This is a genomic window from Enterobacter sp. 725m/11 (genome assembly GCF_011683705.1).
Classification (GTDB): domain Bacteria; phylum Pseudomonadota; class Gammaproteobacteria; order Enterobacterales; family Enterobacteriaceae; genus Enterobacter; species Enterobacter bugandensis.
Genome location: NZ_JAAQOK010000045.1, coordinates 1 through 25,437, shown reverse-complemented (window position 1 = coordinate 25,437; position 25,437 = coordinate 1). Strand labels below are relative to the sequence as shown.

Genomic DNA, 25,437 nt, shown 5'->3' with positions numbered 1-25,437 from the left:
CACGAAGTCTACTCGTTAGCAGTGGCAGAGACAAATTTTGCGCAGTAAAAACGCGTATTTCATTTATGTGGATTATTCTGTGATGCAATTCATCAATCACGATGATAAATCACCGCACAGAACAGCAAAAAAATCGAACACGTCAAATTTCCCTCACATCTACGCGGTTATACTGTTATACCCATAAAGGAGCAGTGGAATCGCTTCCGCAATCGCCCGTTCGGGCAGGTGAACGTCCTTTAGTTCATCGCATTGCGGGAAAACAAAAATCTGGAGGAATGTCGTGCAAACTTTTCAAGCCGATCTTGCCGTAATAGGCGCTGGCGGGGCTGGATTACGCGCTGCAATTGCTGCGGCACAAGCCAATCCGAACGCTAAAATCGCATTGATTTCAAAAGTCTATCCGATGCGCAGCCACACGGTGGCAGCAGAAGGAGGATCCGCCGCCGTCGCGCAGGATCATGACAGCTTCGAATACCATTTCCACGACACGGTTGCAGGGGGCGACTGGCTTTGCGAACAGGATGTCGTTGACTACTTCGTGCACCATTGCCCAACGGAGATGACCCAGCTCGAGCAGTGGGGATGTCCGTGGAGCCGCCGCCCGGACGGCAGCGTTAACGTCCGCCGCTTCGGTGGCATGAAAATCGAACGCACCTGGTTCGCCGCCGATAAGACCGGCTTCCACATGCTGCACACCCTCTTCCAGACCTCCCTTCAGTTCCCACAAATTCAGCGCTTCGATGAACATTTTGTCCTCGACATTCTGGTCGACGACGGTCATGCACGTGGCCTGGTGGCGATGAATATGATGGAAGGCACGCTCGTCCAGATCCGCGCCAATGCGGTGGTGATGGCAACGGGCGGTGCGGGTCGCGTCTATCGCTACAACACCAACGGCGGCATCGTCACCGGCGACGGGATGGGCATGGCGCTGAGCCACGGCGTGCCGCTGCGCGATATGGAGTTTGTGCAGTATCACCCAACCGGCCTGCCGGGCTCCGGCATTTTGATGACGGAAGGCTGCCGCGGTGAAGGCGGTATTCTGGTCAACAAAAACGGCTACCGTTATCTGCAGGATTACGGCATGGGCCCGGAAACCCCGCTCGGCGAGCCGAAGAACAAATACATGGAGCTCGGCCCGCGCGACAAAGTTTCTCAGGCCTTCTGGCACGAGTGGCGCAAGGGCAACACCATCTCAACGCCGCGCGGCGACGTGGTCTATCTCGACCTGCGTCACCTGGGCGAGAAGAAACTGCTGGAGCGTCTGCCGTTTATCTGCGAACTGGCAAAAGCCTACGTGGGCGTCGACCCGGTGAAAGAGCCGATACCGGTACGCCCAACCGCGCACTACACCATGGGCGGGATTGAAACCGACCAGCAGTGTGAAACCCGCATTAAAGGGCTTTTCGCGGTGGGCGAGTGTTCCTCCGTCGGCCTGCACGGCGCCAACCGTCTGGGCTCTAACTCGCTGGCAGAGCTGGTCGTCTTTGGCCGCATGGCGGGCGAGCGCGCCATGGAGCGTGCGGCGACCGCAGGCGAAGCAAACGGTGCGGCGCTGGATGCGCAGGTCACAGACGTTGAAAAACGCCTGAAGGATCTGGTGAACCAGGAAGGTAACGAGAACTGGTCGAAGATCCGCGACGAGATGGGCCTGTCGATGGAAGAAGGCTGCGGTATCTACCGTACGCCGGAACTGATGCAGAAAACCGTCGACAAGCTGGCGGAGCTTCAGGAGCGCTTCAAGCGCGTGCGCATCACTGATACCTCCAGCGTCTTCAACACCGACCTGCTCTATACCATTGAGCTTGGCCACGGCCTGAACGTCGCGGAATGTATGGCGCACTCTGCGCTGGCGCGTAAAGAGTCTCGCGGCGCCCACCAGCGTCTGGACGAAGGCTGCACCGAACGTGACGACGTCAATTTCCTGAAACACACTCTCGCCTGGCGCGATGCGGATGGCACCACGCGTCTGGACTACAGCGACGTGAAAATCACCACGCTGCCACCGGCTAAACGCGTGTATGGCGCAGAAGCAGAAGCCGCCGAGAAGAAGGAGAAGGCGAATGGCTGAGATGCAAAAATTGAAAGTTGAAGTGGTGCGCTACAACCCGGAAGTGGATACCGCCCCCCACAGCGCTTTCTACGAAGTGCCTTATGACGAGCAAACCTCCCTCCTGGATGCGCTCGGCTATATCAAAGACAACCTGGCGCCGGACCTGAGCTACCGCTGGTCCTGCCGCATGGCGATCTGCGGCTCCTGCGGCATGATGGTCAACAAGGTGCCGAAGCTGGCCTGTAAAACCTTCCTGCGTGACTACACCAAAGGCATTAAGGTTGAAGCGCTGGGCAACTTCCCAATCGAGCGCGATCTGGTGGTCGATATGACCCACTTTATCGAAAGCCTGGAAGCGATTAAGCCGTACATCATCGGCAACCCGCGCACGCCGGACCAGGGTCCGAACACCCAGACGCCGGCGCAGATGGCGAAATACCATCAGTTCTCCGGCTGCATCAACTGCGGCCTGTGTTACGCCGCCTGTCCTCAGTTTGGCCTGAACCCGGAGTTCATCGGCCCGGCCGCCATTACCCTGGCGCACCGCTATAACGAAGACAGCCGCGACCACGGCAAAAAAGAACGTATGGCGCAGCTAAACGGCCAGAACGGCGTCTGGACCTGTACGTTTGTGGGCTACTGCTCCGAAGTCTGTCCGAAGCACGTCGACCCGGCCGCCGCAATTCAGCAGGGTAAAGTGGAAAGCTCGAAAGACTTTCTTATCGCTACCCTGAAACCACGCTAAGGAGTGCATGATGACGACTAAACGCAAAGCCTACGTGCGGCCTGTGCCGTCCACCTGGTGGAAAAACCTGCCGTTTTATCGCTTCTATATGCTGCGTGAAGGCACGGCGGTCCCGGCGGTCTGGTTCAGCCTTGAGTTAATGTATGGCGTTTTTGCCCTTAAACACGGGCCGGAAACCTGGGCGAACTTTGTCGGTTTCCTGCAAAACCCAATCATCGTGGTTCTGAACCTGATCGCGCTCGCGGCGGCGCTACTTCATACCAAAACCTGGTTTGAGCTGGCGCCAAAAGCGGCAAACATCATCATTAAAGACGAAAAAATGGGGCCGGAGCCAGTCATTAAAGGGCTATGGGCAGTGACGATCCTGGTCACGGTTGTCATTCTGTTTGTCGCACTGTTCTGGTAAGGAGACTACTGTGATCAATCCAAATCCAAAACGTTCTGACGAGCCGGTCTTCTGGGGCCTGTTTGGCGCAGGCGGCATGTGGAGTGCCATCATCGCCCCGGTGATCATCCTGCTGGTCGGCATTATGCTGCCGCTGGGGCTGTTTCCGGGCGATGCGCTGAGCTACGAGCGCGTGCTGGCGTTTGCGAGCAGCTTTATTGGCCGCGTGTTCATCTTCCTGATGATCGTCCTGCCACTGTGGTGCGGCCTGCACCGCATTCACCATGCGATGCATGACCTGAAAATCCATGTGCCGAGCGGTAAATGGGTGTTCTACGGGCTGGCAACCATCCTGACCGTGGTGACGCTGATTGCCGTTGTCACTATCTGACGCTTCTGGCCCGCCATCCGGCGGGCCTTTTATCTCTGCATCTTTGCCACCAGCCACTGGGCAAATTCACGCATTGCGGACGTTTCAGCCCGCGACTGCAGTCTCGTTAACCAATAACTGCCCAGATCAATTTGCGTTGTAAACGGCTGCACGATGCGCTCGCTGTTCAGCAAATGGGTAAACATATCGACAGGCGCAATGGCAATGCCCATACCTGCCTGTGCGGCTTCCAGCATGGTGACAGACGAATCAAACACCATCACCCGGTGCGTTGGCGACGGAGGATGCTCGCCTGCCGCCTGCATCCACGCCGACCATTCGTCGCGTCGGTAAGAGCGCAGCAGGGTAAACTTCAGGATGTCGGCCGGAGACTGGAGCACGGCGGCGATTTCGGGCGAGCAAAGCGGCGCCAGCGGCGCAGGGCACAGGAATTGCGCCTCGGTGCCGTGCCACGCCCCACCGCCGTAGCGGATCGTATAATCAAGCCCTTCAGCAGCCGGATCGACGCGGTTGTTATGGGTGGAAAGGTGAAGATCGATATGCGGATAACAGCGGCGAAAGTCCGCGAGCTGAGAGAACAGGATACCCGTGGCGAAAGTCCCTACTACGCCAATTTTTAGCTTCTCCTGAGCGCGCTGGCTGGCAAAGCGATCCAGCATTCCGGCGATACGATCGAATGAATCATTCAGCACCGGCAGCAGATTTTCCCCCTCGGTTGTCAGCATCAGGCCGCGCGAGACGCGGACAAACAGCTGGCAATTCAGATGCTGCTCCAGCGCCTTAACGTGCTGGCTGATGGCGGAATGGGTGACGTTCAGCTCTATCGCGGCATGCGTAAAACTGAGGTGCCGGGCGGCCGCTTCGAAGGCGCGAAGCGAATTAAGCGGAAGATAGCTGCGGGTCATTGTTCCATCCGTTAGAAAAATTAACAGCTCATGCTAAATTTAACCGTTTGTCAGCCATAGTCAAATCCAACAGACTACAGCGGTCTGCCGGGCCCGGACACTCCCTTGACCTGCTATTATGGAAGATAATTGATGATGAAAAAATTCCTTTGCTGCGCCCTGCTGCTCAGCACATCCTGCTCTGTACTCGCCGCGCCGATGTCGGAAAAACAGCTGGCTGACGTGGTAGAACGCAACGTTACGCCCCTGATGAAAGCGCAGGGTATTCCAGGCATGGCGGTGGCCGTGATTTATCAGGGCCAGCCACATTACTTTACCTTTGGAAAGGCCGATATCGCGGCGAACAAACCCGTCACCCCGCAAACCCTGTTCGAGCTGGGCTCTATAAGTAAAACCTTCACCGGCGTGCTGGGGGGCGATGCTATTGCCCGCGGCGAAATTTCGCTGGGCGATCCGGTAACCAAATATTGGCCTGATCTGACCGGCAAGCAGTGGCAAGGGATTCGCATGCTGGATCTGGCAACCTACACCGCCGGTGGCCTGCCTTTACAGGTGCCCGATGAGGTCACAGATAACGCTTCCCTGCTGCGCTTCTATCAAAACTGGCAGCCTCAGTGGAAGCCGGGCACAACGCGTCTTTACGCCAACTCCAGCATCGGTCTTTTTGGCGCGCTGGCGGTCAAACCTTCCGGCATGAGCTATGAGCAGGCCATGACGACGCGGGTCTTTAAGCCGCTCAAGCTGGATCATACCTGGATAAACGTCCCGAAAGCGGAGGAGACGCATTACGCCTGGGGATATCGTGACGGTAAAGCGGTCCACGTTTCACCGGGCATGCTGGACGCAGAGGCATATGGCGTGAAAACCAACGTGCAGGATATGGCGAGCTGGGTGATGGCCAATATGGCCCCTGACGCACTGCAGGATTCGTCCCTGAAGCAAGGCATTACGCTGGCGCAGTCTCGCTACTGGCGCGTGGGTGCCATGTATCAGGGGTTAGGTTGGGAGATGCTTAACTGGCCGGTCGATGCCAAAACCGTCGTCGGAGGCAGTGATAACAAGGTGGCGCTGGCACCGTTGCCTGCGAGAGAAGTGAGTCCACCCGTTCCCCCGGTTAAGGCCTCATGGGTGCACAAAACGGGCTCCACCGGCGGGTTTGGCAGCTATGTGGCCTTTATTCCTGAAAAGCAGCTCGGCATTGTGATGCTGGCGAATAAAAGCTATCCGAACCCGGCGCGAGTTGAGGCGGCATACCGTATCCTCGACGCGCTGCAGTAAAACATTGCCGGGTAGCGCTGCGCTTACCCGGCGAAACACACCGCACAAAAACCACATTTTCCTTGCCGTCATCTACACTTAACAAAAAACAGTAAGGAAACTCCTATGCGCATTTTGCCTGTTATCGCCGCGGTGACAGCCGCGTTTTTAGTGGTTACCTGCAGTTCCCCTACCCCACCTCCTGGCGTTACCGTCGTCACGCCTTTTGATGCACAACGCTTCCTCGGAACATGGTATGAAATCGCGCGCCTCGACCATCGGTTTGAGCAGGGCTTAGAGAAGGTTACTGCTAATTACAGCCCAATGGATGATGGCGGTATTCAGGTGATCAACCGGGGCTATAATCCCGATCGTGAGATGTGGCAGCAGTCGGTCGGGAAAGCCTACTTCACTGGCGACCCGCGACGGGCCGCGCTCAAAGTTTCTTTCTTCGGCCCGTTTTATGGCGGCTATAACGTGATAGCGCTCGACAGAGAGTACCGTCACGCGCTGGTCTGCGGGCCGGATCGCGACTATCTGTGGATACTTTCCCGCACGCCATCTATTTCGTCAGAAATGAAACAGCAGATGCTGGACGTCGCGACCCGACAGGGGTTTGATGTGTCGAAACTTATTTGGGTAAAACAGCCCCGTTAATGGGTACTGAGCTTCAGCCCAATGATACCGGCAACAATCAGAGCGAGGCTGGCAATTCGCGCCAGGCTCGCTGACTCACCCAGCAGCAGAATGCCGGTAATCGCCGCGCCTACGGCACCGATCCCCGTCCAGACGGCATAGGCCGTTCCCACGGGCAGAGAACGCATTGCCCACGATAGCAGAACAATGCTCACGATCATCGCCGTAACGGTAATAACGCTGGGCGTCAGGCGGGTAAATCCGTGGGTGTACTTGAGACCAATCGCCCATACCACTTCGAGCAGACCAGCAATAAAGAGAATAATCCAGGACATCTCGGGCTCCTTAACTTAAAAACAGTTGGGGCCGTCCCCGATGAAGGAAGCGCTTACGGGTCGTCCCGCAAGGCAGATAACACCCTATATTTTGGTTAGCGTGCGATTTTTTTTCAATCATTTTCTGATGAACGCGTTAAGCCCAGAAATAGCCGCAGTATGGCGCGGAGTTCAGGCATTTATAGCTCATCGGACTTCTCTATGATGATGTGCTTTCTGATGGCAGGAAGCCAAACCACTAGCCGACTGCGAATAAAATATGTTCAAGATTCTTTTGATTGACCGTTGTCACTTCACCCGCACCGGGTTTGAAGCATGGCTCAATCATTCCGGTTTGTTCCCGGGGCACTACGTTGTGACCGGGCTGAACAATCTATTCCTCGCCAGAGAGCACATTCTGCAATGGAAACCTGAGCTGGTCATCGCTGACCTGCATGGTTTCAGGCAGGATATTCACCATTTCCAGCAACTCTCTTCTTTGCTGAATGCCAGCGAAAAATTACCTTTTATTATGCTGCAATCGGGAGAGGACAAGGACCTGGCGACCTGGCTCGGGAACTTCCCGGTCTGGTCTTCGCTAATGAAAAATGCCCCTCTTGAGGAAATCGCGACGGTTATCAATGACGCGTTAATTTCGCGCGCAAGCACGTACCGCCCGACGGTGGCCGCCCCCTTGCTGACACGACAGGAGGAGAAAGTGTTGACGTTATGGATGGACGGCGCGAGCAACCAAAAGATAGCCGCTCACCTGAGCATTAACGGAAAAACGGTTTATACCTATAAACGCAATATCCGCATGAAGCTGCATATGGATACACGCTTTTCACCGTTTTTATCCCTGCAGGAAGCAGAGAATTGACGGTACGGTGAAACTCACATGCCGTACCGTCCATGCTTCATTAGTTCTGAGCTTTAGTTGCTGCACCAGAAATCGCGTTACCACCGTCGGAGATATCTTCCCCTACGCCGCGGGTGGTATTACATGCAGTCAACACGGAGGAAAGCACGAGGACAGAAAAGATCGCTGCAATTGTTTTCTTAACCATAATATCTTCCTTTTATAGCCAAAGTTGTTTTGTGTATAGCAACTTAAGAATAGACAAGATCCCGCCGATTGACGGAAAAGGAAGCAATTTTAGGAAAATTAGACGGACTTAGCTGGCTGCGTGAGAAATGATATGACCGAGGTCCTGGATATCTTCCCCCATGCCACGGGCGGTGTTACAGCCGGAAAGCAGTACGCTGGAGAGCGCTAACAGAAGCAGAATTTTAACGGTACGTTTCATCATCCCTGCCTGCAAAAATCAGGCGCAGCGGGCGCTGCGCCTCGAATCATGACGTAAATTACTTCACGCGGGATACGTATTCGCCGGAGCGAGTATCCACTTTGATCACTTCACCGATCTGTACGAACAGCGGTACTTTAACCACAGCGCCGGTGGAGAGCGTTGCTGGCTTGCCGCCAGTACCCGCGGTGTCACCTTTCAGACCTGGATCGGTTTCAACGATTTCCAGCTCAACAAAGTTTGGTGGGGTAACGGCGATAGGCTGGCCGTTCCACAGGGTCACGATGCACTCAGCCTGATCCAGCAGCCACTTCGCGTTATCGCCAATAGCTTTCGCATCAGCAGACAGCTGCTCGAAGGTTTCGTTGTTCATGAAGTGCCAGAACTCACCGTCGTTGTACAGGTAAGTCAGGTTCATATCGACAACATCTGCGCCTTCAGCGGAGTCAGTAGATTTGAAGGTTTTCTCAACACGGGTGCCGGTCAGCAGGCGGCGCAGCTTAACGCGTGCGAATGCCTGACCTTTACCTGGTTTAACGAATTCGCTGGCTTCAACCGCGTACGGTTCGCCGTCCATCATGATTTTAAGACCAGCACGAAAATCGTTGCTATAGTACGTTGCCATAAGGCCCTCTAAATTTGTTAACTGGTAGCTAAGCCACAAAATGGCGCATATTGTAACCCTAAACACCCCATCCAGAGAAGATTGGTTATCGCAACTTGCCGATGTAATCACCAGTCCTGATGAATTGCTGCGTCTTTTAGACCTCGATCAGCACCCGGAGTTGCTTGCTGGCCGTGAGGCAAAGCGACTTTTCGCCCTGCGTGTTCCCCGCGCGTTTGTTGCGCGCATGGAAAAAGGCAACCCTGACGATCCTTTATTAAAACAAACCCTTACGTCGCAGGATGAGTTTATTACAGCGCCGGGCTACAGCACCGATCCGCTGGAAGAGCAAAACAGCGTGGTGCCGGGTTTACTGCACAAATATCTCAATCGCGCCCTGCTGCTGGTAAAAGGCGGCTGTGCGGTAAATTGTCGTTACTGCTTCCGTCGGCACTTCCCGTATGCCGAAAACCAGGGAAATAAGCGCAACTGGCAGGTTGCGCTGGACTATATCGCCGCCCATCCAGAGCTGGATGAGATTATTTTTTCCGGCGGTGACCCGCTGATGGCAAAAGATCATGAACTGGACTGGCTTTTGACGCAGCTTGAAGCCATTCCGCACATTAAGCGTCTGCGCATTCACAGCCGTTTACCGATCGTCATCCCGGCGCGTATTACCGACGCCCTGGTCACGCGCCTGGAGCAGTCACGTCTACAGGTGCTGCTGGTAAACCATATCAACCACGCGAACGAGATCGACGATGAATTTCGCGCGGCAATGGCGCGTCTGCGTAAGGCGGGCGTGACGCTGCTCAACCAGAGCGTATTGTTGCGCGGCGTGAACAACAGCGCCCGGGTGCTGGCCGATCTCAGCAATGCCTTGTTTGACGCAGGCGTGATGCCCTATTACCTGCACGTACTGGATCGCGTGCAGGGCGCGGCGCATTTCATGGTGATGGATGAGGAAGCCCGACAAATTATGCGCGAGCTGTTAACGCTGGTTTCAGGTTATATGGTGCCGAAGCTGGCACGCGAGATTGGCGGAGAGCCGAGTAAGACGCCGCTGGATTTGCAACTGCGGCAGCGCTAAAAGGCAAGTGGCGCTACGCTTACCTGCCCTACGAGGTGGGGCGCAGCGCCATCAGCAAGTAAACTCAGTTCGGGCACTTATAGACCTGGCCGCTCATCTGGCTGGCCGTTGGCACGAAGCTGGAAAGCATTCCTTGCGTCGGGCTGCTCACGCCGTAAATCACGTTCCCCCCCATTGCAGCAGCCTGGTTACGCAAGGCATTCGCCGCGCCGCGCATAGAGCCGCCTTCTTCACCGTGCTGACCCGACATCCAGTTACTTTGTTCACCGGTGGCCGTGCCTAACAGCTGGCATTCGCTGCCTGGCTTATCTTCCACAAAGCGAACGCCCTGGCCCGCTGCCGACAGTTCATTGCTGGAGCTACAACCCGCCAGCAGCAACGCTGCTCCTACGATCCCTGCACAGACTTTTACGCGCATGTTATTCCTCGTTTTCAATAAGCTGGACAGTATTTGTCCGTCTGTAAATCTTATACCTAAAAGATGACTAAAAGAAAAATCCCCGCGCATTTCTGCGAGCCGGATTCCGTACATCACTCCTCCGACATCTTAAATGAATTCTGATAATGCCCTTTGGGATATCGTGTTTTAGCCCTCGATCGTTTTTAGTGTTGCGACGTACAACTTTTGTACGCGATTAAAACAGGGGGTTTCATGAGTGCATCATCCTCAGGAGAGGAAAAGGTAACATGGGTGGGCTATCTGGCGTTTGTGCTCACCATCGTATTTTTCTCAGGCTTTTTCGCCAAAAGTACCGAATGGTGGCGCGTGCTGGATTTTACCGTCCTAAACGGCAGCTTCGGTCCGGTGAACGGCGCGCTCACGTTTCGCGGTGAGGGCGGCACGGGGGCGAAAGACGGTTTCTTATTTGCCCTTGAACTGGCGCCTTCGGTCATTTTATCGCTCGGGATCATTGCCGTCACCGAGGGGCTGGGCGGGCTGCGTGCCGCGCAACAGCTGATGACGCCCATTTTGCGCCCGCTGCTTGGCGTACCGGGCGTCTGCTCTCTGGCCCTCATCGCCAACCTGCAAAATACCGATGCCGCAGCAGGGATGACCAAAGAGTTGACCGACGAAGGGGCTATTACCGATCGCGAGCGCGCCATTTTCGCCACCTTCCAGACCAGCGGTAGCGCCATCATTACCAACTATTTTTCTTCCGGCGCCGCACTCTTCACGTTTATTACCGTCCCGGTAATCACGCCGCTGGCCGTCATACTGATGTTTAAATTTGTTGGCGCGAACCTCCTGCGTCTGTGGATCGCTCACATGGAAGATCGTCGTATTCAGGAGGAAAAAAATGATCGCCCAGCCGCGTAAAAATATCATGGACATGTTTATCGATGGCGCCCGCCGAGGCTTTACCATCGCCACCACCAGCCTGCTGCCGAACGTGGTTATGGCGTTTGTCATCATTCAGGCGCTCAAGGTGACCGGCCTGCTGGATATTGTTGGTAATATTTGCGAGCCGATCATGGCGCTGTGGGGGCTTCCGGGCGCGGCGGCAACGGTCCTGCTGGCCTCGGTGATGAGTATGGGCGGCGGCGTGGGGGTTTGCGCCAGCCTGGTGGCTGCCGGCACGCTCAACGGCCACGATGCCACCGTTCTGCTGCCCGCCATCTATCTGATGGGCAATCCGGTGCAAAACACCGGCCGCTGCCTGGGCACCGCAGGCGTTAACCCGAAGTATTATCCACACATCATTACCGTCTGCGTTATTAACGCCCTGCTCTCAATGTGGGTAATGCAGCTACTCTTCTGAGGAGATAAAAATGGATTTTTCAGTGCTGGAACCCCATCTTTTCCGCAATGTGCACCTTTACGCGCCGGAGGATCAGGGACGTTGCGATCTGCTGATCGCCGGGGGAAAAATCATCGCGATTGAAAAAACGGATCGCGCAGCAATGCAGCTTAGCTGTCCTGAAACCGATCTCGCCGGGGCGGTGGTTTGCCCGGGCTTTATCGATCAGCACGTACACCTGATCGGCGGCGGCGGTGAAGCCGGTCCGCACACCCGGACGCCGGAGGTACGGTTGTCCGCGCTGGTGGCGGCGGGCATCACCTCCGTTGTTGGCCTGCTGGGTACCGACGGCGTGACCCGCCATCCCGAATCGCTGCTGGCAAAAACGCGGGCGCTTGAGCATGAAGGGATCAGCGCGTGGATGCTGACAGGCGCGTATGGGCTGCCTTCTCCGACGATTACCGGCAGCATCGAAAAGGATGTGGCGCTGATTGATAAAATCATCGGCGTGAAATGCGCGATTTCCGACCATCGCTCTTCCGCACCAGCGGATGACCAGCTCGCGAATATGGCCGCCCAGTCGCGCGTCGGCGGGCTGCTGGGCGCCAAAGCGGGCATATCCGTGTTTCACTTCGGCAACAGCCCGAAGCTGCTGGAGCCGCTGCTTAACATCCTGAATAATGCCGACGTGCCCCGCACGAAGCTGCTGCCAACCCACGTTAACCGCGACCAGGCGCTGTTCCTCGCCGCGCTGGATTATGCCCGCGATGGGGGCTATATCGACATCACCACCAGCATCAGTGAGCCCATTGATGCCGCCACCGCCATCGCGACGGCCCGTGAAGCGCAGGTGCCGTTTAACCGGCTTACGCTCAGCTCGGACGGTAACGGCAGCCAACCGAATTTTGACGCGAACGGTAATCTGGTGGGCATTGGCGTAGCCGGGTTCGAATCTCTGCCTCAGACGCTGCAGCAACTGGTCAGCCGGTATCACCTGCCGCTGGAGGAGGCGCTTCTGCCGTTTACGCGTAACGTAGCGGAGTTTCTCGGGCTGGAGCATAAGGGGCGGCTCGCGCCCGGATGCGATGCCGATTTCCTGGTGCTGACGGATGACCTGAAGATCCGCGAGGTCTGGGCGAAAGGCCGTCAGATGGTGTGCGAAGGCGTAGCATGCGTGAAGGGAACATTTGAGTAGCGGCAATAAAAAACCCCGGACATTTCTGCCCGGGGTTCGTTCTGAGAGGTTCAGAACAACATGATTACATCATGCCGCCCATTCCACCCATGCCGCCCATACCAGCAGCACCTAAGTCAGGCGCGTCGCCTTTTGGCAGGTCGGTTACCATGCACTCGGTCGTGATCATCAGGCCAGCTACAGATGCCGCGTACTGCAGAGCAGAACGGGTCACTTTAGTTGGATCCAGGATACCGAAGTCGATCATGTTGCCGTATTCTTCAGTTGCCGCGTTGTAACCGTAGTTACCTTCACCCGCTTTCACTTTGTTCGCAACCACAGACGGCTCTTCACCGGCGTTGGAAACGATCTGACGCAGAGGAGCTTCCATTGCGCGCAGCGCAACTTTGATACCCACGTTCTGGTCTTCGTTCTGAGCGGTCAGGCCAGCCAGCTTAGCGGCTACACGTACCAGCGCGACACCACCACCAGCAACTACGCCTTCTTCTACCGCAGCACGGGTGGCGTGCAGGGCATCGTCAACGCGTGCTTTCTTCTCTTTCATTTCAACTTCGGTCGCCGCACCAACTTTGATTACCGCAACGCCGCCAGCCAGTTTAGCTACGCGCTCCTGCAGTTTTTCACGGTCGTAATCGGAAGTGGCTTCTTCGATCTGCTTACGGATCTGACCAACACGGCCCTGAATAGCGGCTTCTTCACCCACACCGTCGATGATGGTGGTGGTGTCTTTGTTGATCACAACGCGTTTCGCCTGGCCCAGGTCTTCCAGGGTCGCTTTTTCCAGCTCCATACCGATCTCTTCGGAGATCACGGTACCACCGGTCAGGGTAGCGATATCCTGCAGCATTGCTTTACGGCGATCGCCGAAGCCAGGTGCTTTAACCGCAGCCACTTTCACGATGCCACGCATGGTGTTAACCACCAGGGTCGCCAGCGCTTCGCCTTCAACATCTTCAGCGATGATAACCAGCGGCTTGCCTGCTTTCGCAACGGCTTCCAGCACTGGCAGCATTTCACGGATGTTGGAGATTTTCTTGTCAGCCAGCAGGATGAACGGGCTTTCCAGCTCAACAGCGCCAGTTTCTGGCTTGTTGATGAAGTATGGGGACAGGTAACCGCGGTCGAACTGCATACCTTCAACCACGTCCAGTTCGTCTTCCAGACCGGTACCGTCTTCAACGGTGATCACGCCTTCTTTACCGACTTTATCCATCGCTTCAGCGATCAGTTTACCTACGGTTTCGTCAGAGTTAGCGGAGATAGTACCAACCTGAGCAATGGCTTTAGAGTCAGAGCACGGTACGGACAGCGCTTTCAGTTCTTCAACAGCGGATGCGACAGCTTTGTCGATACCACGTTTCAGATCCATTGGGTTCATGCCCGCAGCAACGGCTTTCAGGCCTTCAGTGATGATAGCCTGCGCCAGTACGGTCGCGGTGGTGGTACCGTCGCCTGCAGCGTCGTTCGCTTTAGAGGCAACTTCTTTCACCATCTGCGCGCCCATGTTTTCGAACTTGTCTTCCAGCTCGATTTCACGTGCAACGGAAACACCATCTTTGGTGATGGTTGGCGCGCCGAAGGATTTATCCAGCACTACGTTACGGCCTTTCGGGCCCAGGGTCACTTTAACTGCATCTGCCAGTACGTTTACGCCGCGGAGCATTTTTACACGAGCGTCGTTACCGAATTTTACGTCTTTAGCTGCCATGTTCTTATTTCCTCAAATTCTCGTGCGTAAATTACGCTTCAACAATTGCCAGAATGTCGCTCTCGGACATGATCAACACTTCTTCATTGTCGATCTTCTCGGATTTCACGCCGTAGCCATCGTTGAAAATTACGATGTCACCAACTTTAACGTCCAGCGGCTGCACAGTTCCGTTTTCCAGGATGCGGCCCTTACCGACAGCGATGATTTCGCCACGCGTTGATTTGGCTGCTGCAGAACCGGTCAGAACGATGCCGCCAGCAGACTTGGTTTCAACTTCTTTACGTTTGACGATCACACGATCATGTAACGGACGAATACTCATTGATAGCTCTCCTTTGAGAAAGTCATTATCAGTTATGGATGACGCCGGCCCGCATGCGGTTTTCCGACTAGTGCCCTGAGAGATGGGGATAGCTTTTTACCCCTTCAAGGGGGAATCGAAAAAAAATTTGCGAAAGTGTTACCATCCACTCTCTTTTGATGGTGGCAGGGCAAGGTAAATGAGTGGACTCAGGCAGGAGCTGGGGCTGGCGCAGGGCGTTGGCCTGCTTTCAACCTCCTTGTTAGGTACCGGCGTGTTTGCCGTACCGGCACTGGCGGCGCTGGTCGCCGGAAATAACAGTCTTTGGGCATGGCCGGTGCTGATCCTGCTGGTGTTCCCGGTGGCGATTGTGTTTGCCATACTCGGGCGGCACTTCCCCAGCGCGGGCGGCGTGGCGCATTTTGTCGGCATGGCGTTTGGTCCGCGCATGGAGCGCGTAACCGGCTGGCTGTTTTTGTCGGTAATACCCGTTGGCCTTCCGGCAGCCCTGCATATCGCCACCGGCTTTGGACAGGCGCTGTTTGGCTGGCACGACGAACAACTGCTGCTGGCTGAACTGGGTACGCTGGCGATTGTCTGGTGGGTGGGCTCGCGCGGAGCCAGTTCAAGCGCGAATCTGCAAACGCTGGTTGCAGCGTTGATCGTCGTGCTGATCGTCGCCATCTGGTTTGCGGGTAACATTACCGTAGCAGATATCCCCTTCCCTGCGATAAACGATATCGACCATTCACAGCTTTTCGCTGCGTTATCCGTCATGTTCTGGTGTTTTGTTGGCCTTGAAGCGTTCGCTCACCTGGCATCCGAGTTTAAACAGCCCGAGCGTGATTTTCCCCGCGCTCTGATGATTGGTTTACTGCTGGCGGGCACCGTATATTGGGCCTGTACCGTGCTGGTGCTGCACTTCAACGCGTTCGGCGAAGATAAAGCCGCCGCCGCATCGCTACCGGGTATCGTGGTTAAACTTTTCGGCGTGAAGGCGCTATGGGTGGCCTGTGTGATTGGCTATCTCGCCTGCTTTGCCAGCCTCAACATTTATATCCAGAGCTTCGCCCGTCTGGTGTGGTCACAGGCGCGCTACAAACCTGAGAGCCGCCTCGCGCGGTTGTCTAAACGTCAACTCCCGATGAATGCGCTGAATGCCGTGCTGGGCTGCTGCGTCCTGAGCTCGCTGGGTATTTATCTTCTCGACATCAACCTCGATGCTCTAATTATCTACGCCAACGGTATTTTCATCATGATCTACCTGCTGTGCATGCTGGCGGGCTGTCGTCTGCTGAAAGGTCGCTATAAAGCCCTGGCGGTCGTCGGGGGCGTGCTGTGCCTGCTGTTGCTGGCGATGGTGGGATGGAAGAGTGTGTATGCCATCGTCATGCTGGCGGGGCTGTGGGCGTTTTTACCGAAGCGGAAAAATCCGTAGGCCCGGTAAGCGAAGCCACCGGGCAAAAAAATTATCGATCGTCTTTATGGTCTAAACGGTCGCGCTGTTCATCCTTGCGCTGATACTCCCCTTCGAAGGTATCGCCTGGCCCTGTGCTGAACCCGCCGCCCGGCATGCGGCTGAAGCGCAGGTGCGGCAGCAGCTTCATGGTCAGGTGCTTCTGTACGGGCGGCAACAGCAACAGCAGGCCGAGGAAGTCGGTGAAGAACCCCGGCAGGATCAGCAGCAGGCCAGCAATAATCAGCGACACGCTTTTGATCATCTCTTCTGCCGGGCTTTCGCCTGCGGCCATCTTCTGCTGCATTATCAGGAAATTTTTGAAACCCTGATTACGCACCAGCGACATGCCGATGACGGAGGTGAAGATCACCAGAATCAGCGTCAGCAGGACGCCCAGCACGTGAGCTACCTGAATGAAAATAGAAATCTCAATGTAAACATAGAGAAAGAAAGCAATAAACGGTATCCAGCGCACTGGCATCTCCTGTGTGGCAGGTGCCATCTGGCCCCTGTCTGAATGTGTTCGCGTCACGCGTCTGTAAGAGATGGAGACGGTTAGCCAAAATTCAATCGGTTTGCACGGATATTTTTTTCGGAAATATTAAAGCGGTGACACATTTCACAGATTAATAATTATCATGGAATCGGGTCGATAATAAGTGATCCAGCTTACGGCAATTCGCTATCATCAGCATATGATCTCGAACATCTGGCCGATTGAGGGAATAATCGTCGGTCAGAAAATATTCAAAACCACATATATGTTGTGTGTTTAGTACAATCCATCGGCAGCTTGAAAAGAAGGTTCACATGTTAAACAACATTCGTATCGAAGAAGACTTGTTGGGTACCAGGGAAGTTCCAGCGGATGCCTACTATGGTGTTCACACTCTGAGAGCGATTGAAAACTTCTACATCAGCAACAGCAAAATCAGCGATATCCCTGAGTTTGTCCGTGGCATGGTGATGGTGAAGAAAGCCGCAGCGCTGGCGAACAAAGAGCTGCAAACCATTCCTAAAAGCGCGGCAAATGCGATTATCGCTGCCTGCGATGAAGTGCTGAACAACGGCAAATGCATGGACCAGTTCCCGGTTGACGTCTATCAGGGCGGCGCGGGTACCTCCGTCAACATGAATACCAACGAAGTACTGGCAAACATCGGCCTTGAGCTGATGGGCCACCAGAAAGGTGAATACCAGTACCTCAACCCGAACGACCACGTTAACAAATGCCAGTCCACCAACGACGCCTACCCAACCGGCTTCCGTATCGCGGTGTATGCCTCCGTGGTCAAACTGGTCGACGCGATCAACCAGCTGGGCGATGGCTTCCAGCGTAAGGCCGTTGAGTTCCAGGACATTCTGAAAATGGGCCGTACCCAGCTGCAGGACGCGGTGCCAATGACCCTCGGTCAGGAATTCCACGCGTTTAACGTGCTGCTTAACGAAGAGACCAAAAACCTGCTGCGCACCTCCGAGCTGCTGCTGGAAGTGAACCTGGGCGCCACCGCCATCGGTACGCGTCTGAACACCCCGGATGGTTATCAGCAGCTGGCGGTTCAGAAGCTGGCGGAAGTGTCTAACCTGCCGGTGGTGCCTGCGGAAGATCTGATTGAAGCCACATCCGACTGCGGCGCGTACGTAATGGTACACAGCGCCCTGAAACGTCTGGCGGTGAAACTGTCCAAAATCTGTAATGACCTGCGCCTGCTCTCCTCCGGCCCGCGCGCTGGCCTGAACGAAATCAACCTGCCAGAGTTGCAGGCGGGTTCTTCCATTATGCCAGCCAAAGTTAACCCGGTAGTGCCAGAAGTGGTGAACCAGGTTTGCTTCAAGGTGATTGGTAACGACACCACCGTGACCATGGCCTCCGAAGCCGGTCAGCTGCAGCTGAACGTGATGGAGCCGGTGATTGGCCAGGCGATGTTTGAATCCATTCACATCCTGACTAATGCCTGCTACAACCTGCTGGAAAAATGCATTAACGGCATCACCGCGAATAAAGAAGTCTGTGAAGGCTATGTTTATAACTCCATCGGGATCGTTACTTACCTCAACCCGTTCATCGGCCACCACAACGGTGACATCGTTGGTAAGATTTGCGCCGAAACCGGTAAGAGCGTGCGTGAAGTCGTGCTGGAGCGTGGACTGTTGACCGAAGCCGAGCTGGACGATATCTTCTCGGCCCAGAACCTGATGCATCCGGCATATAAAGCGAAACGATATACCGATGAAAGCGAACAGTAACAGTTCAGGCTAGGCTTCCGAAAGGCACGTCACTTGTGACGTGCCTTTTTTCTTTTTAGGCGTTACCTAAATACAACAATTCAATATCAACTTGTTAATAAGCAAGGCAGGTCTTTATGTTTGGAGCAGAACTCGTCATCGTCCTGTTGGCGATTTATTTGGGCGCGCGGCTCGGGGGTATCGGCATTGGTTTTGCCGGCGGTCTCGGGGTGCTCGTACTTACCCTTATCTTTCAGATTAAACCCGGCGCAATCCCTTTTGACGTTATCGAAATCATCATGGCGGTTATTGCCGCTATTGCGGCCATGCAGGTGGCGGGCGGTATGGACTACCTGGTGAGCCTGGCGGAGCGCATGCTGCGCCGCCATCCGAAATACATCACCTTCCTTGCCCCGCTGGTGACCTGGTTTATGACCATTCTCGCGGGAACCGGCCACACGGCGTTCTCCACGCTGCCGGTGATCACCGAGGTGGCAAAAGAACAGGGGATTCGCCCGTCTCGTCCTCTTTCTATTGCCGTGGTTGCGTCGCAGATTGCGATCACCGCGTCGCCAATCTCAGCCGCCGTAGTCTTCTTCGCGGGTATCCTTGAGCCGATGGGCGTGAGCTACCTGACGCTGCTGGCGATCTGTATTCCAGTCACGCTGATTGCGGTGATGATTACCGCCGTGCTGTGTAACTTCCTCGGCGCCGAGCTGAAAGACGATCCGGTTTACCAGGAGCGTCTGGCAAAAGGTGAAGTGAGCCTGCGCGGTAGCCAGGTCTTCGAGCTGAAGCCGCACGCGAAACGCTCCGTGCTACTGTTCCTGATCGGTATCGTCGCCGTGATGTTCTACGCGACCGCCATCAGCGACACCGTGGGGCTGATCCAGAACCCGGTGCTGCCGCGTAACGAAGCGATTGTGGTATTCATGCTGACCATCGCCACGCTGATTAGCATCACCTGTAAAATCGACACCAGCGAAGTGCTGAACGCCAGCACCTTCAAATCCGGTATGAGCGCCTGCGTGTGCGTACTGGGCGTGGCGTGGCTCGGTGACACCTTCGTGAAAGCACACATCAGCGACATCCAGACCGTTGCCGGCGACCTGCTTCACAACTACCCGTGGCTGCTGGCGGTGGTACTGTTCTTTGCCGCGACGCTGCTTTACTCTCAGGCTGCCACCACCAAAGCGCTGATGCCTGCGGCACTGATGCTGGGCGTGACGCCGCTGACGGCGATTGCGTCTTTTGCGGCGGTTTCTGCGCTGTTCGTTCTGCCAACCTACCCAACCCTGCTGGCCGCGGTTGAGATGGACGATACCGGCTCAACCCGCATCGGTAAGTACGTGTTTAACCACGCGTTCCTGATCCCGGGCGTGGTGGCGATTACGCTTTGCGTCGTCCTCGGCTTTATCATTGGCGGCATTGTGCTGTAAACGGTTAGCCGTTGTAAAAATAGTTAAAATCGGGCCGCTCTGCGGCCCGTTTCATTAATGACCAATCGCATGGCGTGATATAGTGAAGACTTTCGTGATGAGGAGGTCGACTTGTGAACACGCCTGATGCTGTTGTCGTACTATGTACCGCCCCTGATGAAGCCTCTGCCCAGGATCTCGCCGCCAAAGCGCTGGCCGAAAAACTGGCAGCCTGCGTCACGCTGCTCCCCGGCGCGACCTCCCTCTATTACTGGGAAGGCAAGCTGGAGCAGGAGTATGAAGTCCAGATGTTGCTCAAAACCAATCTGGCGAATCAGCAGGCGCTCCTTGACTGCCTCAAGTCTCATCATCCTTATCAAACCCCGGAGCTGCTGGTGCTGCCAGTGGTCCACGGCGATAACGACTATCTCTCATGGCTCAACGCTTCTTTACGCTGATCCTGCTGCTGTGCAGCACGTCAGTATTTGCCGGGTTGTTTGACGCGCCCGGCCGTTCGAACTTTATTCCCGCCGACCAGGCGTTCATTTTCGACTTTCAGCAAAACCAGCACGATCTCAATCTGACCTGGCAGGTGAAAGAGGGTTACTACCTCTACCGCAAGCAGGTCAGCATCACGCCGGCAAAGGCTAACGTTGGCGCATTGCAGATGACCGCTGGCGAATGGCATGAGGACGAGTTCTACGGTAAAAGTGAAATTTATCGCCAGCGCTTAAGCGTGCCCGTCACGGTGAATCAGGCGGATAAAGATGCCACGCTGACGGTTACGTATCAGGGCTGTGCCGACGCGGGCTTCTGCTACCCCCCTGAAACGAAGGTCGTTCCGCTTACTGAAGTTAAAGCGGCTGCCTCCCCTCTCCCCTCAGGCGAGAGGGCCAGGGTGAGGGATGAAGGCGAAGCCAAAGCTGCTTCCGATCTGCCGTTCTCAGCACTTTGGGCCTTACTGATTGGTATCGGCATTGCCTTTACCCCTTGTGTCCTGCCGATGTACCCGCTTATCTCCGGGATTGTACTGGGCGGCAAACAGCGTCTTTCTACCGCCCGGGCGCTGCTCCTGGCCTTTATTTATGTGCAGGGCATGGCGCTCACCTATACCGCGCTCGGCCTCGTGGTCGCCGCGGCCGGACTACAGTTCCAGGCAGCGCTTCAGCACCCTTACGTGCTAATCGGCCTGTCAGCCGTATTTATTCTGCTTGCGCTGTCGATGTTTGGCCTGTTCACGCTTCAGCTGCCCTCTTCGCTGCAAACCCGCTTAACGCTGATGAGCAATCGCCAGCAGGGTGGCTCTGCGGGCGGCGTGTTCGCAATGGGCGCCATCGCCGGGTTGATTTGTTCCCCCTGCACTACAGCACCGCTGAGCGCTATCCTGCTGTACATCGCCCAGAGCGGTAATATGTGGCTCGGCGGGGGTACGCTGTATCTTTACGCGCTGGGGATGGGCCTGCCGCTGATTCTGGTGACGGTGTTTGGCAACCGCCTGCTGCCGAAGAGCGGCCCGTGGATGGAGACGGTGAAAACCGCGTTCGGCTTTGTCATCCTGGCGCTCCCGGTGTTCCTGCTGGAGCGCATCATGGGTGACGCGTGGGGTTTGCGCCTGTGGGCCATGCTCGGCGTGGCGTTCTTCTCCTGGGCGTTTATCGTCAGCCTGGGGGCAAAAAAAGCGTGGATGCGTCTGGTGCAAATTCTCCTGCTCGCCGCCGCGTTGGTGAGCGTGCGCCCGCTTCAGGATTGGGCGTTCGGCTCGCCTGTGGGCCAGACGCAGGCACATTTAAACTTTATACACGTTAAGAACGTCGATGAGCTCAACAGCGCGCTGGCGCAGGCAAAAGGCAAACCGGTGATGCTCGACCTCTATGCCGACTGGTGTGTTGCCTGCAAAGAGTTTGAAAAATACACCTTTAGCGATCCTCAGGTGCAAAATGCCCTGAAAGAGACGGTACTCCTTCAGGCAAACGTCACAGCCAACAATGCGCAGGATAAGGCCCTGCTTAAACACCTTACCGTACTCGGGCTGCCAACCATTCTGTTCTTCAATGAGCAGGGCGAAGAGCTGCCAGAACAGCGTGTAACCGGGTTTATGGACGCAACGGCATTCAGCGCGCATTTGCGCAATCGCCAACCGTAAACAACACTTTAGACGGGACATACCGTTGGGAATAGCGGAGGAGATAACCGTGCAACGCGAAGACGTACTGGGACAAGCCCTGCAACTACTTGAGATTCAAGGGATCGCCAGCACCACGCTTGAGATGGTAGCCGACCGTATCGATTACCCTCTGGATGAGCTTAAGCGCTTCTGGCCGGATAAAGAGGCGCTGCTTTATGATGCCCTACGCTATCTTAGCCAGCAGGTGGATATCTGGCGCAGGCAGCTAATGTTGAATGAAGAGCTGACCGCTGAGCAAAAACTGTTAGCGCGCTACACCGCCCTGACAGAGTGCGTCAGCAACAATCGTTATCCAGGCTGCCTGTTTATTGCTGCCTGTACGTTTTATCCCGATCCTGGCCATCCAATACACCAGCTGGCGGATCAGCAAAAACGTGCGGCGCATGACTTCACCCACGAACTGCTGACAACGCTTGAAGTGGATGACCCGGCAATGGTCGCTAAGCAGATGGAGCTCGTACTGGAGGGTTGCCTGAGCCGCATGCTGGTGAACCGTAGCCAGGCCGATGTGGATACGGCGCACCGCCTGGCGGAAGACATTCTGCGCTTTGCCCGGTGTCGTATGGGCGGGGCGTTAACCTAGACCAGCATGCCCGCCCAGGCGGAGACGAGCAGACATAGCGCCATCAGGCGCTGAAACCGCACCATCGCCACGGTGGTGCGAAACACCCGGTTTACCGCCTTCCCCAGCCACGCCCAGCACATCAGGCACATCACAGAAATCAATAAGAACCATAGCGCCATCAGCGCAATATCTCTTAACGGATGAATGCTCGCGGGAGCAAAAAGACTCACTACTGCCAGTGCCATCATCCACGTTTTCGGATTCACCATTTGCAGCAGCGCTGCGGCTTGCGCGGTGAAGCGATGAGGTGCCTTCTCAGAAAGATTCGCCGCAGGCGCCCGATACAGTTGCCAGCTCATCCAGGTTAGCCACAGCACGCCCGCCCAGCTCATTGCCTGGCGTATCAGAGGAAACTGACGCAGCACCTCCCCGGCGCCGGCACCCGATATCAGCACAATCAGACTCGCCGTAATACATCCCCCCAAAATGGCGGGAATGGTATTTTTAACACCAAAGTGCTGGCTGTTAGTGAGAACGAGGATATTCGTCGGGCCGGGCGTTATCGACGCGACAAAGGCAAACAGCAGATAAGGCATCAGACTCACAGATGGCTCCTTTTTTGTTAGAGCCATTACTGTGCCGCTATTTTCTGGAAACGTCTGGAAGGTTTGTGCACAACCGGCGGTAGTGGGCAGGGGAAATGCGGTATGCACGCTGGAACCAGCGTCCCAGATGGCTTTGGTCGGCAAAACCGAGCGCTGTAGCCACATTAACAGGCTGTTCGCCGTGCGCCAGCAGCTGTCGCGCCTTTGCCAGACGCAGCTGAATAAGCCAGGCGTGCGGTGCCAGGTTGAACTCGCGCTTAAAACAGCGCGTCAGTGTAAAGCGATCCGTGCCCGTCTCGCGCGCAAGGTCTGACAACCCCACGTTCTCGCCGATATGCGCATAAAGATAGTCGCGTGCGCGGTGCGCCACGGCAGCGCTCTGTAGCTGCGACGGGAGTTTCTTACGCCAGTGGCAATAGGAGGTGATCTGAGAGAGCAGCTTATCCATTGTGCTCTGCTGAACAATTTTCATCTCATCGCTATGCAACGCGTTAAACGTCTCGCCGATAGAACGGACCAGCTGAGGTTCTCGCGTTAGCGTTTGAGCAAAGTGAAGCGAGTAGCGATCCGGCGTGGCTTCATATAATCCACGGAGGGTACGCGTCAGCCACTGCTCGTCAAGATAGAAGGTGAGATAGGTAAAGCCTCCTTCCACAGGCGCGTCGCCGTCGTGAATTTCGCCCGGCTCCAGTAAGAACGCATCACCAGGATGGCTGCGGTGGCGTTCGCGACGACAGTGGAACTGCTGGGTGCCTGAAAGGGTAATCCCGACCAGATAACTATCGTGCCAGTGGGGATCGAAGGCATGGCCTTCGAAGTGCGCTTTAATCGTTTCAATGCCGGTATCCGCATGCTGACGGAGCTCAAGCCAGTCGTTTGCCATACTGCCCTCCTGTTGTCATCAGCATTGCCGCACGGCCCGGTATTGTCTGGAAGATTTGTGCATTTTCACGGTGAAAACGTACAGATTGCCGCAAACTTAAGCAGTTGAACAGCTTTTCCTGAAATAATGTTGACGATAAGGCGCGATTGCGGTTTAATGCGCTCCGTTGCCCGGATAGCTCAGTCGGTAGAGCAGGGGATTGAAAATCCCCGTGTCCTTGGTTCGATTCCGAGTCCGGGCACCACTATTTAAAGAACCCAGCCTATGGCTGGGTTTTTGCTTTTCTGCGTTTATCAAAACCTTACCTTATTTTTACTCCTGTATCTCTTCCCGGTAAGATCGTGCGGTTAGCATTTCCCGGTGGCGCTGCGCTTACCGGGCCTACAAAACCTGTAGGCCGGATAAGGCGAAGCCGCCATCCGGCATTTTCCGGCGCACAAAGCAAAAAACCCCGCACCTTACGGTACGGGGTTCTTCTTAATTGATGCCTGGCAGTTCCCTACTCTCACATGGGGAGACCCCACACTACCATCGGCGCTACGGCGTTTCACTTCTGAGTTCGGCATGGGGTCAGGTGGGACCACCGCGCTAAAGCCGCCAGGCAAATTCTGTTAATCTGTATCAGGCTGAAAATCGTCTCTCTCACCGCCAAAACAGCTTCGGCGTTGTAAGGTTAAGCCTCACGGTTCATTAGTACCGGTTAGCTCAACGCATCGCTGCGCTTACACACCCGGCCTATCAACGTCGTCGTCTTCAACGTTCCTTCAGGAGACTTATAGTCTCAGGGAGAACTCATCTCGGGGCAAGTTTCGTGCTTAGATGCTTTCAGCACTTATCTCTTCCGCATTTAGCTACCGGGCAGTGCCATTGGCATGACAACCCGAACACCAGTGATGCGTCCACTCCGGTCCTCTCGTACTAGGAGCAGCCCCCCTCAATTCTCCAGCGCCCACGGCAGATAGGGACCGAACTGTCTCACGACGTTCTAAACCCAGCTCGCGTACCACTTTAAATGGCGAACAGCCATACCCTTGGGACCTACTTCAGCCCCAGGATGTGATGAGCCGACATCGAGGTGCCAAACACCGCCGTCGATATGAACTCTTGGGCGGTATCAGCCTGTTATCCCCGGAGTACCTTTTATCCGTTGAGCGATGGCCCTTCCATTCAGAACCACCGGATCACTATGACCTGCTTTCGCACCTGCTCGAGCCGTCACTCTCGCAGTCAAGCTAGCTTATGCCATTGCACTAACCTCCTGATGTCCGACCAGGATTAGCTAACCTTCGTGCTCCTCCGTTACTCTTTGGGAGGAGACCGCCCCAGTCAAACTACCCACCAGACACTGTCCGCAACCCGGATCACGGGTCCACGTTAGAACACCAGCCATTAAAGGGTGGTATTTCAAGGACGGCTCCACGCAGACTGGCGTCCACGCTTCAAAGCCTCCCACCTATCCT

General features: G+C 55.6%; 28 protein-coding genes, 1 tRNA gene and 2 rRNA genes. 18 read left to right on the top strand and 13 right to left on the bottom strand.

What is annotated here, in order from left to right; all coding sequences use genetic code 11:
* Nucleotides 1-283 precede the first annotated feature (283 nt).
* Genes frdA through frdD form a run of 4 tightly spaced genes read left to right on the top strand, consistent with a single transcriptional unit; the run spans nucleotide 284 to nucleotide 3,577 of the window.
* Nucleotides 284-2,074, top strand: coding sequence for a fumarate reductase (quinol) flavoprotein subunit (gene frdA, locus HBA26_RS17960; protein ID WP_028015241.1), 1,791 nt, complete (start codon nucleotides 284-286; stop codon nucleotides 2,072-2,074).
* Nucleotides 2,067-2,801 (top strand): succinate dehydrogenase/fumarate reductase iron-sulfur subunit, encoded by a 735-nt coding sequence (locus tag HBA26_RS17955; RefSeq protein ID WP_041911494.1) that lies wholly within the window; start codon nucleotides 2,067-2,069, stop codon nucleotides 2,799-2,801. The genes frdA and HBA26_RS17955 overlap by 8 nt, the downstream gene beginning before the upstream one ends.
* 10 nt (nucleotides 2,802-2,811) lie before the next feature.
* A complete protein-coding gene (gene frdC, locus HBA26_RS17950) occupies nucleotides 2,812-3,207 on the top strand; it encodes a fumarate reductase subunit FrdC (protein WP_028015239.1) in 396 nt (131 codons plus the stop codon).
* Nucleotides 3,208-3,217: 10 nt separating this feature from the next.
* Nucleotides 3,218-3,577, top strand: coding sequence for a fumarate reductase subunit FrdD (gene frdD, locus HBA26_RS17945; protein ID WP_000609653.1), 360 nt, complete (start codon nucleotides 3,218-3,220; stop codon nucleotides 3,575-3,577).
* A gap of 29 nt (nucleotides 3,578-3,606) precedes the next feature.
* Here the strand turns inward: frdD and ampR are convergent, their stop codons facing one another.
* The gene (gene ampR / locus HBA26_RS17940; RefSeq protein WP_126346004.1) at nucleotides 3,607-4,482 is read right to left on the bottom strand and encodes a LysR family transcriptional regulator AmpR; all 876 of its coding nucleotides are present in this window, start codon (nucleotides 4,480-4,482) and stop codon (nucleotides 3,607-3,609) included.
* A gap of 132 nt (nucleotides 4,483-4,614) precedes the next feature.
* Between ampR and blaACT the strand changes: the two genes are divergently transcribed.
* Together blaACT and HBA26_RS17930 are read left to right on the top strand one after the other, a co-directional pair.
* Entirely contained in the window at nucleotides 4,615-5,760 is a 1,146-nt protein-coding gene (gene blaACT / locus HBA26_RS17935; RefSeq protein WP_049138506.1) for an ACT family cephalosporin-hydrolyzing class C beta-lactamase, read from the top strand.
* A gap of 105 nt (nucleotides 5,761-5,865) precedes the next feature.
* The gene (locus HBA26_RS17930; RefSeq protein WP_166720968.1) at nucleotides 5,866-6,396 is read left to right on the top strand and encodes a lipocalin family protein; all 531 of its coding nucleotides are present in this window, start codon (nucleotides 5,866-5,868) and stop codon (nucleotides 6,394-6,396) included.
* On the opposite strand, the gene sugE is transcribed toward HBA26_RS17930, so the two are convergent.
* Nucleotides 6,393-6,710: a quaternary ammonium compound efflux SMR transporter SugE gene (gene sugE, locus HBA26_RS17925; RefSeq protein ID WP_006178944.1), complete on the bottom strand. Its 318-nt coding sequence runs from the start codon at nucleotides 6,708-6,710 to the stop codon at nucleotides 6,393-6,395. The two genes, HBA26_RS17930 and sugE, sit on opposite strands and share 4 nt — an antisense overlap.
* A gap of 259 nt (nucleotides 6,711-6,969) precedes the next feature.
* On the opposite strand from sugE, the gene HBA26_RS17920 reads away from it, so the two are divergent.
* Nucleotides 6,970-7,569: a LuxR C-terminal-related transcriptional regulator gene (locus HBA26_RS17920; protein WP_041911497.1), complete on the top strand. Its 600-nt coding sequence runs from the start codon at nucleotides 6,970-6,972 to the stop codon at nucleotides 7,567-7,569.
* A gap of 40 nt (nucleotides 7,570-7,609) precedes the next feature.
* On the opposite strand, the gene ecnB is transcribed toward HBA26_RS17920, so the two are convergent.
* The 3 genes from ecnB to efp form a co-directional block, all read right to left on the bottom strand.
* Complete coding sequence (gene ecnB / locus HBA26_RS17915; RefSeq protein ID WP_003855942.1) at nucleotides 7,610-7,756, bottom strand: lipoprotein toxin entericidin B; 147 nt, start codon at nucleotides 7,754-7,756, stop codon at nucleotides 7,610-7,612.
* 108 nt (nucleotides 7,757-7,864) lie between these two features.
* Complete coding sequence (locus HBA26_RS17910) at nucleotides 7,865-7,996, bottom strand: entericidin A/B family lipoprotein (protein ID WP_028015234.1); 132 nt, start codon at nucleotides 7,994-7,996, stop codon at nucleotides 7,865-7,867.
* A 58-nt stretch (nucleotides 7,997-8,054) separates the two neighbouring features.
* On the bottom strand, nucleotides 8,055-8,621 hold the full coding sequence (gene efp / locus HBA26_RS17905; protein ID WP_003855940.1) for an elongation factor P: 567 nt from the start codon (nucleotides 8,619-8,621) through the stop codon (nucleotides 8,055-8,057).
* A gap of 40 nt (nucleotides 8,622-8,661) precedes the next feature.
* On the opposite strand from efp, the gene epmB reads away from it, so the two are divergent.
* The gene (gene epmB / locus HBA26_RS17900; RefSeq protein ID WP_126346006.1) at nucleotides 8,662-9,690 is read left to right on the top strand and encodes an EF-P beta-lysylation protein EpmB; all 1,029 of its coding nucleotides are present in this window, start codon (nucleotides 8,662-8,664) and stop codon (nucleotides 9,688-9,690) included.
* 64 nt (nucleotides 9,691-9,754) lie between these two features.
* Here epmB and HBA26_RS17895 read toward each other — a convergent pair whose 3' ends face one another.
* Complete coding sequence (locus tag HBA26_RS17895; protein ID WP_014882205.1) at nucleotides 9,755-10,108, bottom strand: DUF4156 domain-containing protein; 354 nt, start codon at nucleotides 10,106-10,108, stop codon at nucleotides 9,755-9,757.
* Nucleotides 10,109-10,342: 234 nt separating this feature from the next.
* Between HBA26_RS17895 and HBA26_RS17890 the strand changes: the two genes are divergently transcribed.
* The 3 genes from HBA26_RS17890 to iadA are packed head-to-tail and all read left to right on the top strand — an operon-like array spanning nucleotide 10,343 to nucleotide 12,624.
* Entirely contained in the window at nucleotides 10,343-11,008 is a 666-nt protein-coding gene (locus HBA26_RS17890; RefSeq protein WP_045261285.1) for a nucleoside recognition domain-containing protein, read from the top strand.
* On the top strand, nucleotides 10,989-11,450 hold the full coding sequence (locus HBA26_RS17885; RefSeq protein ID WP_028015231.1) for a YjiG family protein: 462 nt from the start codon (nucleotides 10,989-10,991) through the stop codon (nucleotides 11,448-11,450). The genes HBA26_RS17890 and HBA26_RS17885 overlap by 20 nt, the downstream gene beginning before the upstream one ends.
* A gap of 10 nt (nucleotides 11,451-11,460) precedes the next feature.
* Nucleotides 11,461-12,624 (top strand): beta-aspartyl-peptidase, encoded by a 1,164-nt coding sequence (gene iadA / locus HBA26_RS17880; protein ID WP_126346007.1) that lies wholly within the window; start codon nucleotides 11,461-11,463, stop codon nucleotides 12,622-12,624.
* A 64-nt stretch (nucleotides 12,625-12,688) separates the two neighbouring features.
* On the opposite strand, the gene groL is transcribed toward iadA, so the two are convergent.
* Together groL and HBA26_RS17870 are read right to left on the bottom strand one after the other, a co-directional pair.
* Nucleotides 12,689-14,332: a chaperonin GroEL gene (gene groL, locus HBA26_RS17875; protein ID WP_008502946.1), complete on the bottom strand. Its 1,644-nt coding sequence runs from the start codon at nucleotides 14,330-14,332 to the stop codon at nucleotides 12,689-12,691.
* A gap of 31 nt (nucleotides 14,333-14,363) precedes the next feature.
* Nucleotides 14,364-14,657: a co-chaperone GroES gene (locus tag HBA26_RS17870; RefSeq protein WP_003855929.1), complete on the bottom strand. Its 294-nt coding sequence runs from the start codon at nucleotides 14,655-14,657 to the stop codon at nucleotides 14,364-14,366.
* 178 nt (nucleotides 14,658-14,835) lie between these two features.
* Between HBA26_RS17870 and yjeH the strand changes: the two genes are divergently transcribed.
* Nucleotides 14,836-16,074 (top strand): L-methionine/branched-chain amino acid transporter, encoded by a 1,239-nt coding sequence (yjeH, locus tag HBA26_RS17865; protein ID WP_028015229.1) that lies wholly within the window; start codon nucleotides 14,836-14,838, stop codon nucleotides 16,072-16,074.
* Between the two features lie 31 nt (nucleotides 16,075-16,105).
* Here the strand turns inward: yjeH and HBA26_RS17860 are convergent, their stop codons facing one another.
* Nucleotides 16,106-16,570 (bottom strand): FxsA family protein, encoded by a 465-nt coding sequence (locus HBA26_RS17860; protein ID WP_028015228.1) that lies wholly within the window; start codon nucleotides 16,568-16,570, stop codon nucleotides 16,106-16,108.
* 335 nt (nucleotides 16,571-16,905) lie between these two features.
* On the opposite strand from HBA26_RS17860, the gene aspA reads away from it, so the two are divergent.
* From aspA to HBA26_RS17835, 5 genes are all read left to right on the top strand, one after another.
* The gene (aspA, locus tag HBA26_RS17855) at nucleotides 16,906-18,342 is read left to right on the top strand and encodes an aspartate ammonia-lyase (protein ID WP_003855923.1); all 1,437 of its coding nucleotides are present in this window, start codon (nucleotides 16,906-16,908) and stop codon (nucleotides 18,340-18,342) included.
* A gap of 116 nt (nucleotides 18,343-18,458) precedes the next feature.
* Nucleotides 18,459-19,760 carry an anaerobic C4-dicarboxylate transporter gene (locus HBA26_RS17850; protein WP_008502949.1) on the top strand — a complete coding sequence of 434 codons (1,302 nt, stop codon included), beginning with the start codon at nucleotides 18,459-18,461 and terminating at the stop codon, nucleotides 19,758-19,760.
* Between the two features lie 113 nt (nucleotides 19,761-19,873).
* Nucleotides 19,874-20,197, top strand: coding sequence for a divalent cation tolerance protein CutA (cutA, locus tag HBA26_RS17845; RefSeq protein WP_028015227.1), 324 nt, complete (start codon nucleotides 19,874-19,876; stop codon nucleotides 20,195-20,197).
* Complete coding sequence (locus HBA26_RS17840; RefSeq protein WP_126346008.1) at nucleotides 20,173-21,882, top strand: protein-disulfide reductase DsbD; 1,710 nt, start codon at nucleotides 20,173-20,175, stop codon at nucleotides 21,880-21,882. Before cutA ends, HBA26_RS17840 begins: the two co-directional genes overlap by 25 nt.
* A gap of 49 nt (nucleotides 21,883-21,931) precedes the next feature.
* A complete protein-coding gene (locus HBA26_RS17835; RefSeq protein ID WP_061099504.1) occupies nucleotides 21,932-22,507 on the top strand; it encodes a transcriptional regulator in 576 nt (191 codons plus the stop codon).
* Here the strand turns inward: HBA26_RS17835 and HBA26_RS17830 are convergent.
* Entirely contained in the window at nucleotides 22,504-23,094 is a 591-nt protein-coding gene (locus HBA26_RS17830) for a LysE family translocator (protein WP_126346009.1), read from the bottom strand. The genes HBA26_RS17835 and HBA26_RS17830 overlap by 4 nt on opposite strands.
* A gap of 37 nt (nucleotides 23,095-23,131) precedes the next feature.
* Complete coding sequence (locus HBA26_RS17825; RefSeq protein ID WP_126346010.1) at nucleotides 23,132-23,977, bottom strand: AraC family transcriptional regulator; 846 nt, start codon at nucleotides 23,975-23,977, stop codon at nucleotides 23,132-23,134.
* A 168-nt stretch (nucleotides 23,978-24,145) separates the two neighbouring features.
* Here HBA26_RS17825 and HBA26_RS17820 point away from each other — a divergent pair.
* Nucleotides 24,146-24,221, top strand: a tRNA-Phe gene (locus HBA26_RS17820).
* A 242-nt stretch (nucleotides 24,222-24,463) separates the two neighbouring features.
* Here HBA26_RS17820 and rrf read toward each other — a convergent pair.
* A 5S ribosomal RNA gene (rrf, locus tag HBA26_RS17815) occupies nucleotides 24,464-24,579 on the bottom strand.
* Nucleotides 24,580-24,646: 67 nt separating this feature from the next.
* Nucleotides 24,647-25,437 (bottom strand): 23S ribosomal RNA (locus tag HBA26_RS17810); the annotation flags it as partial.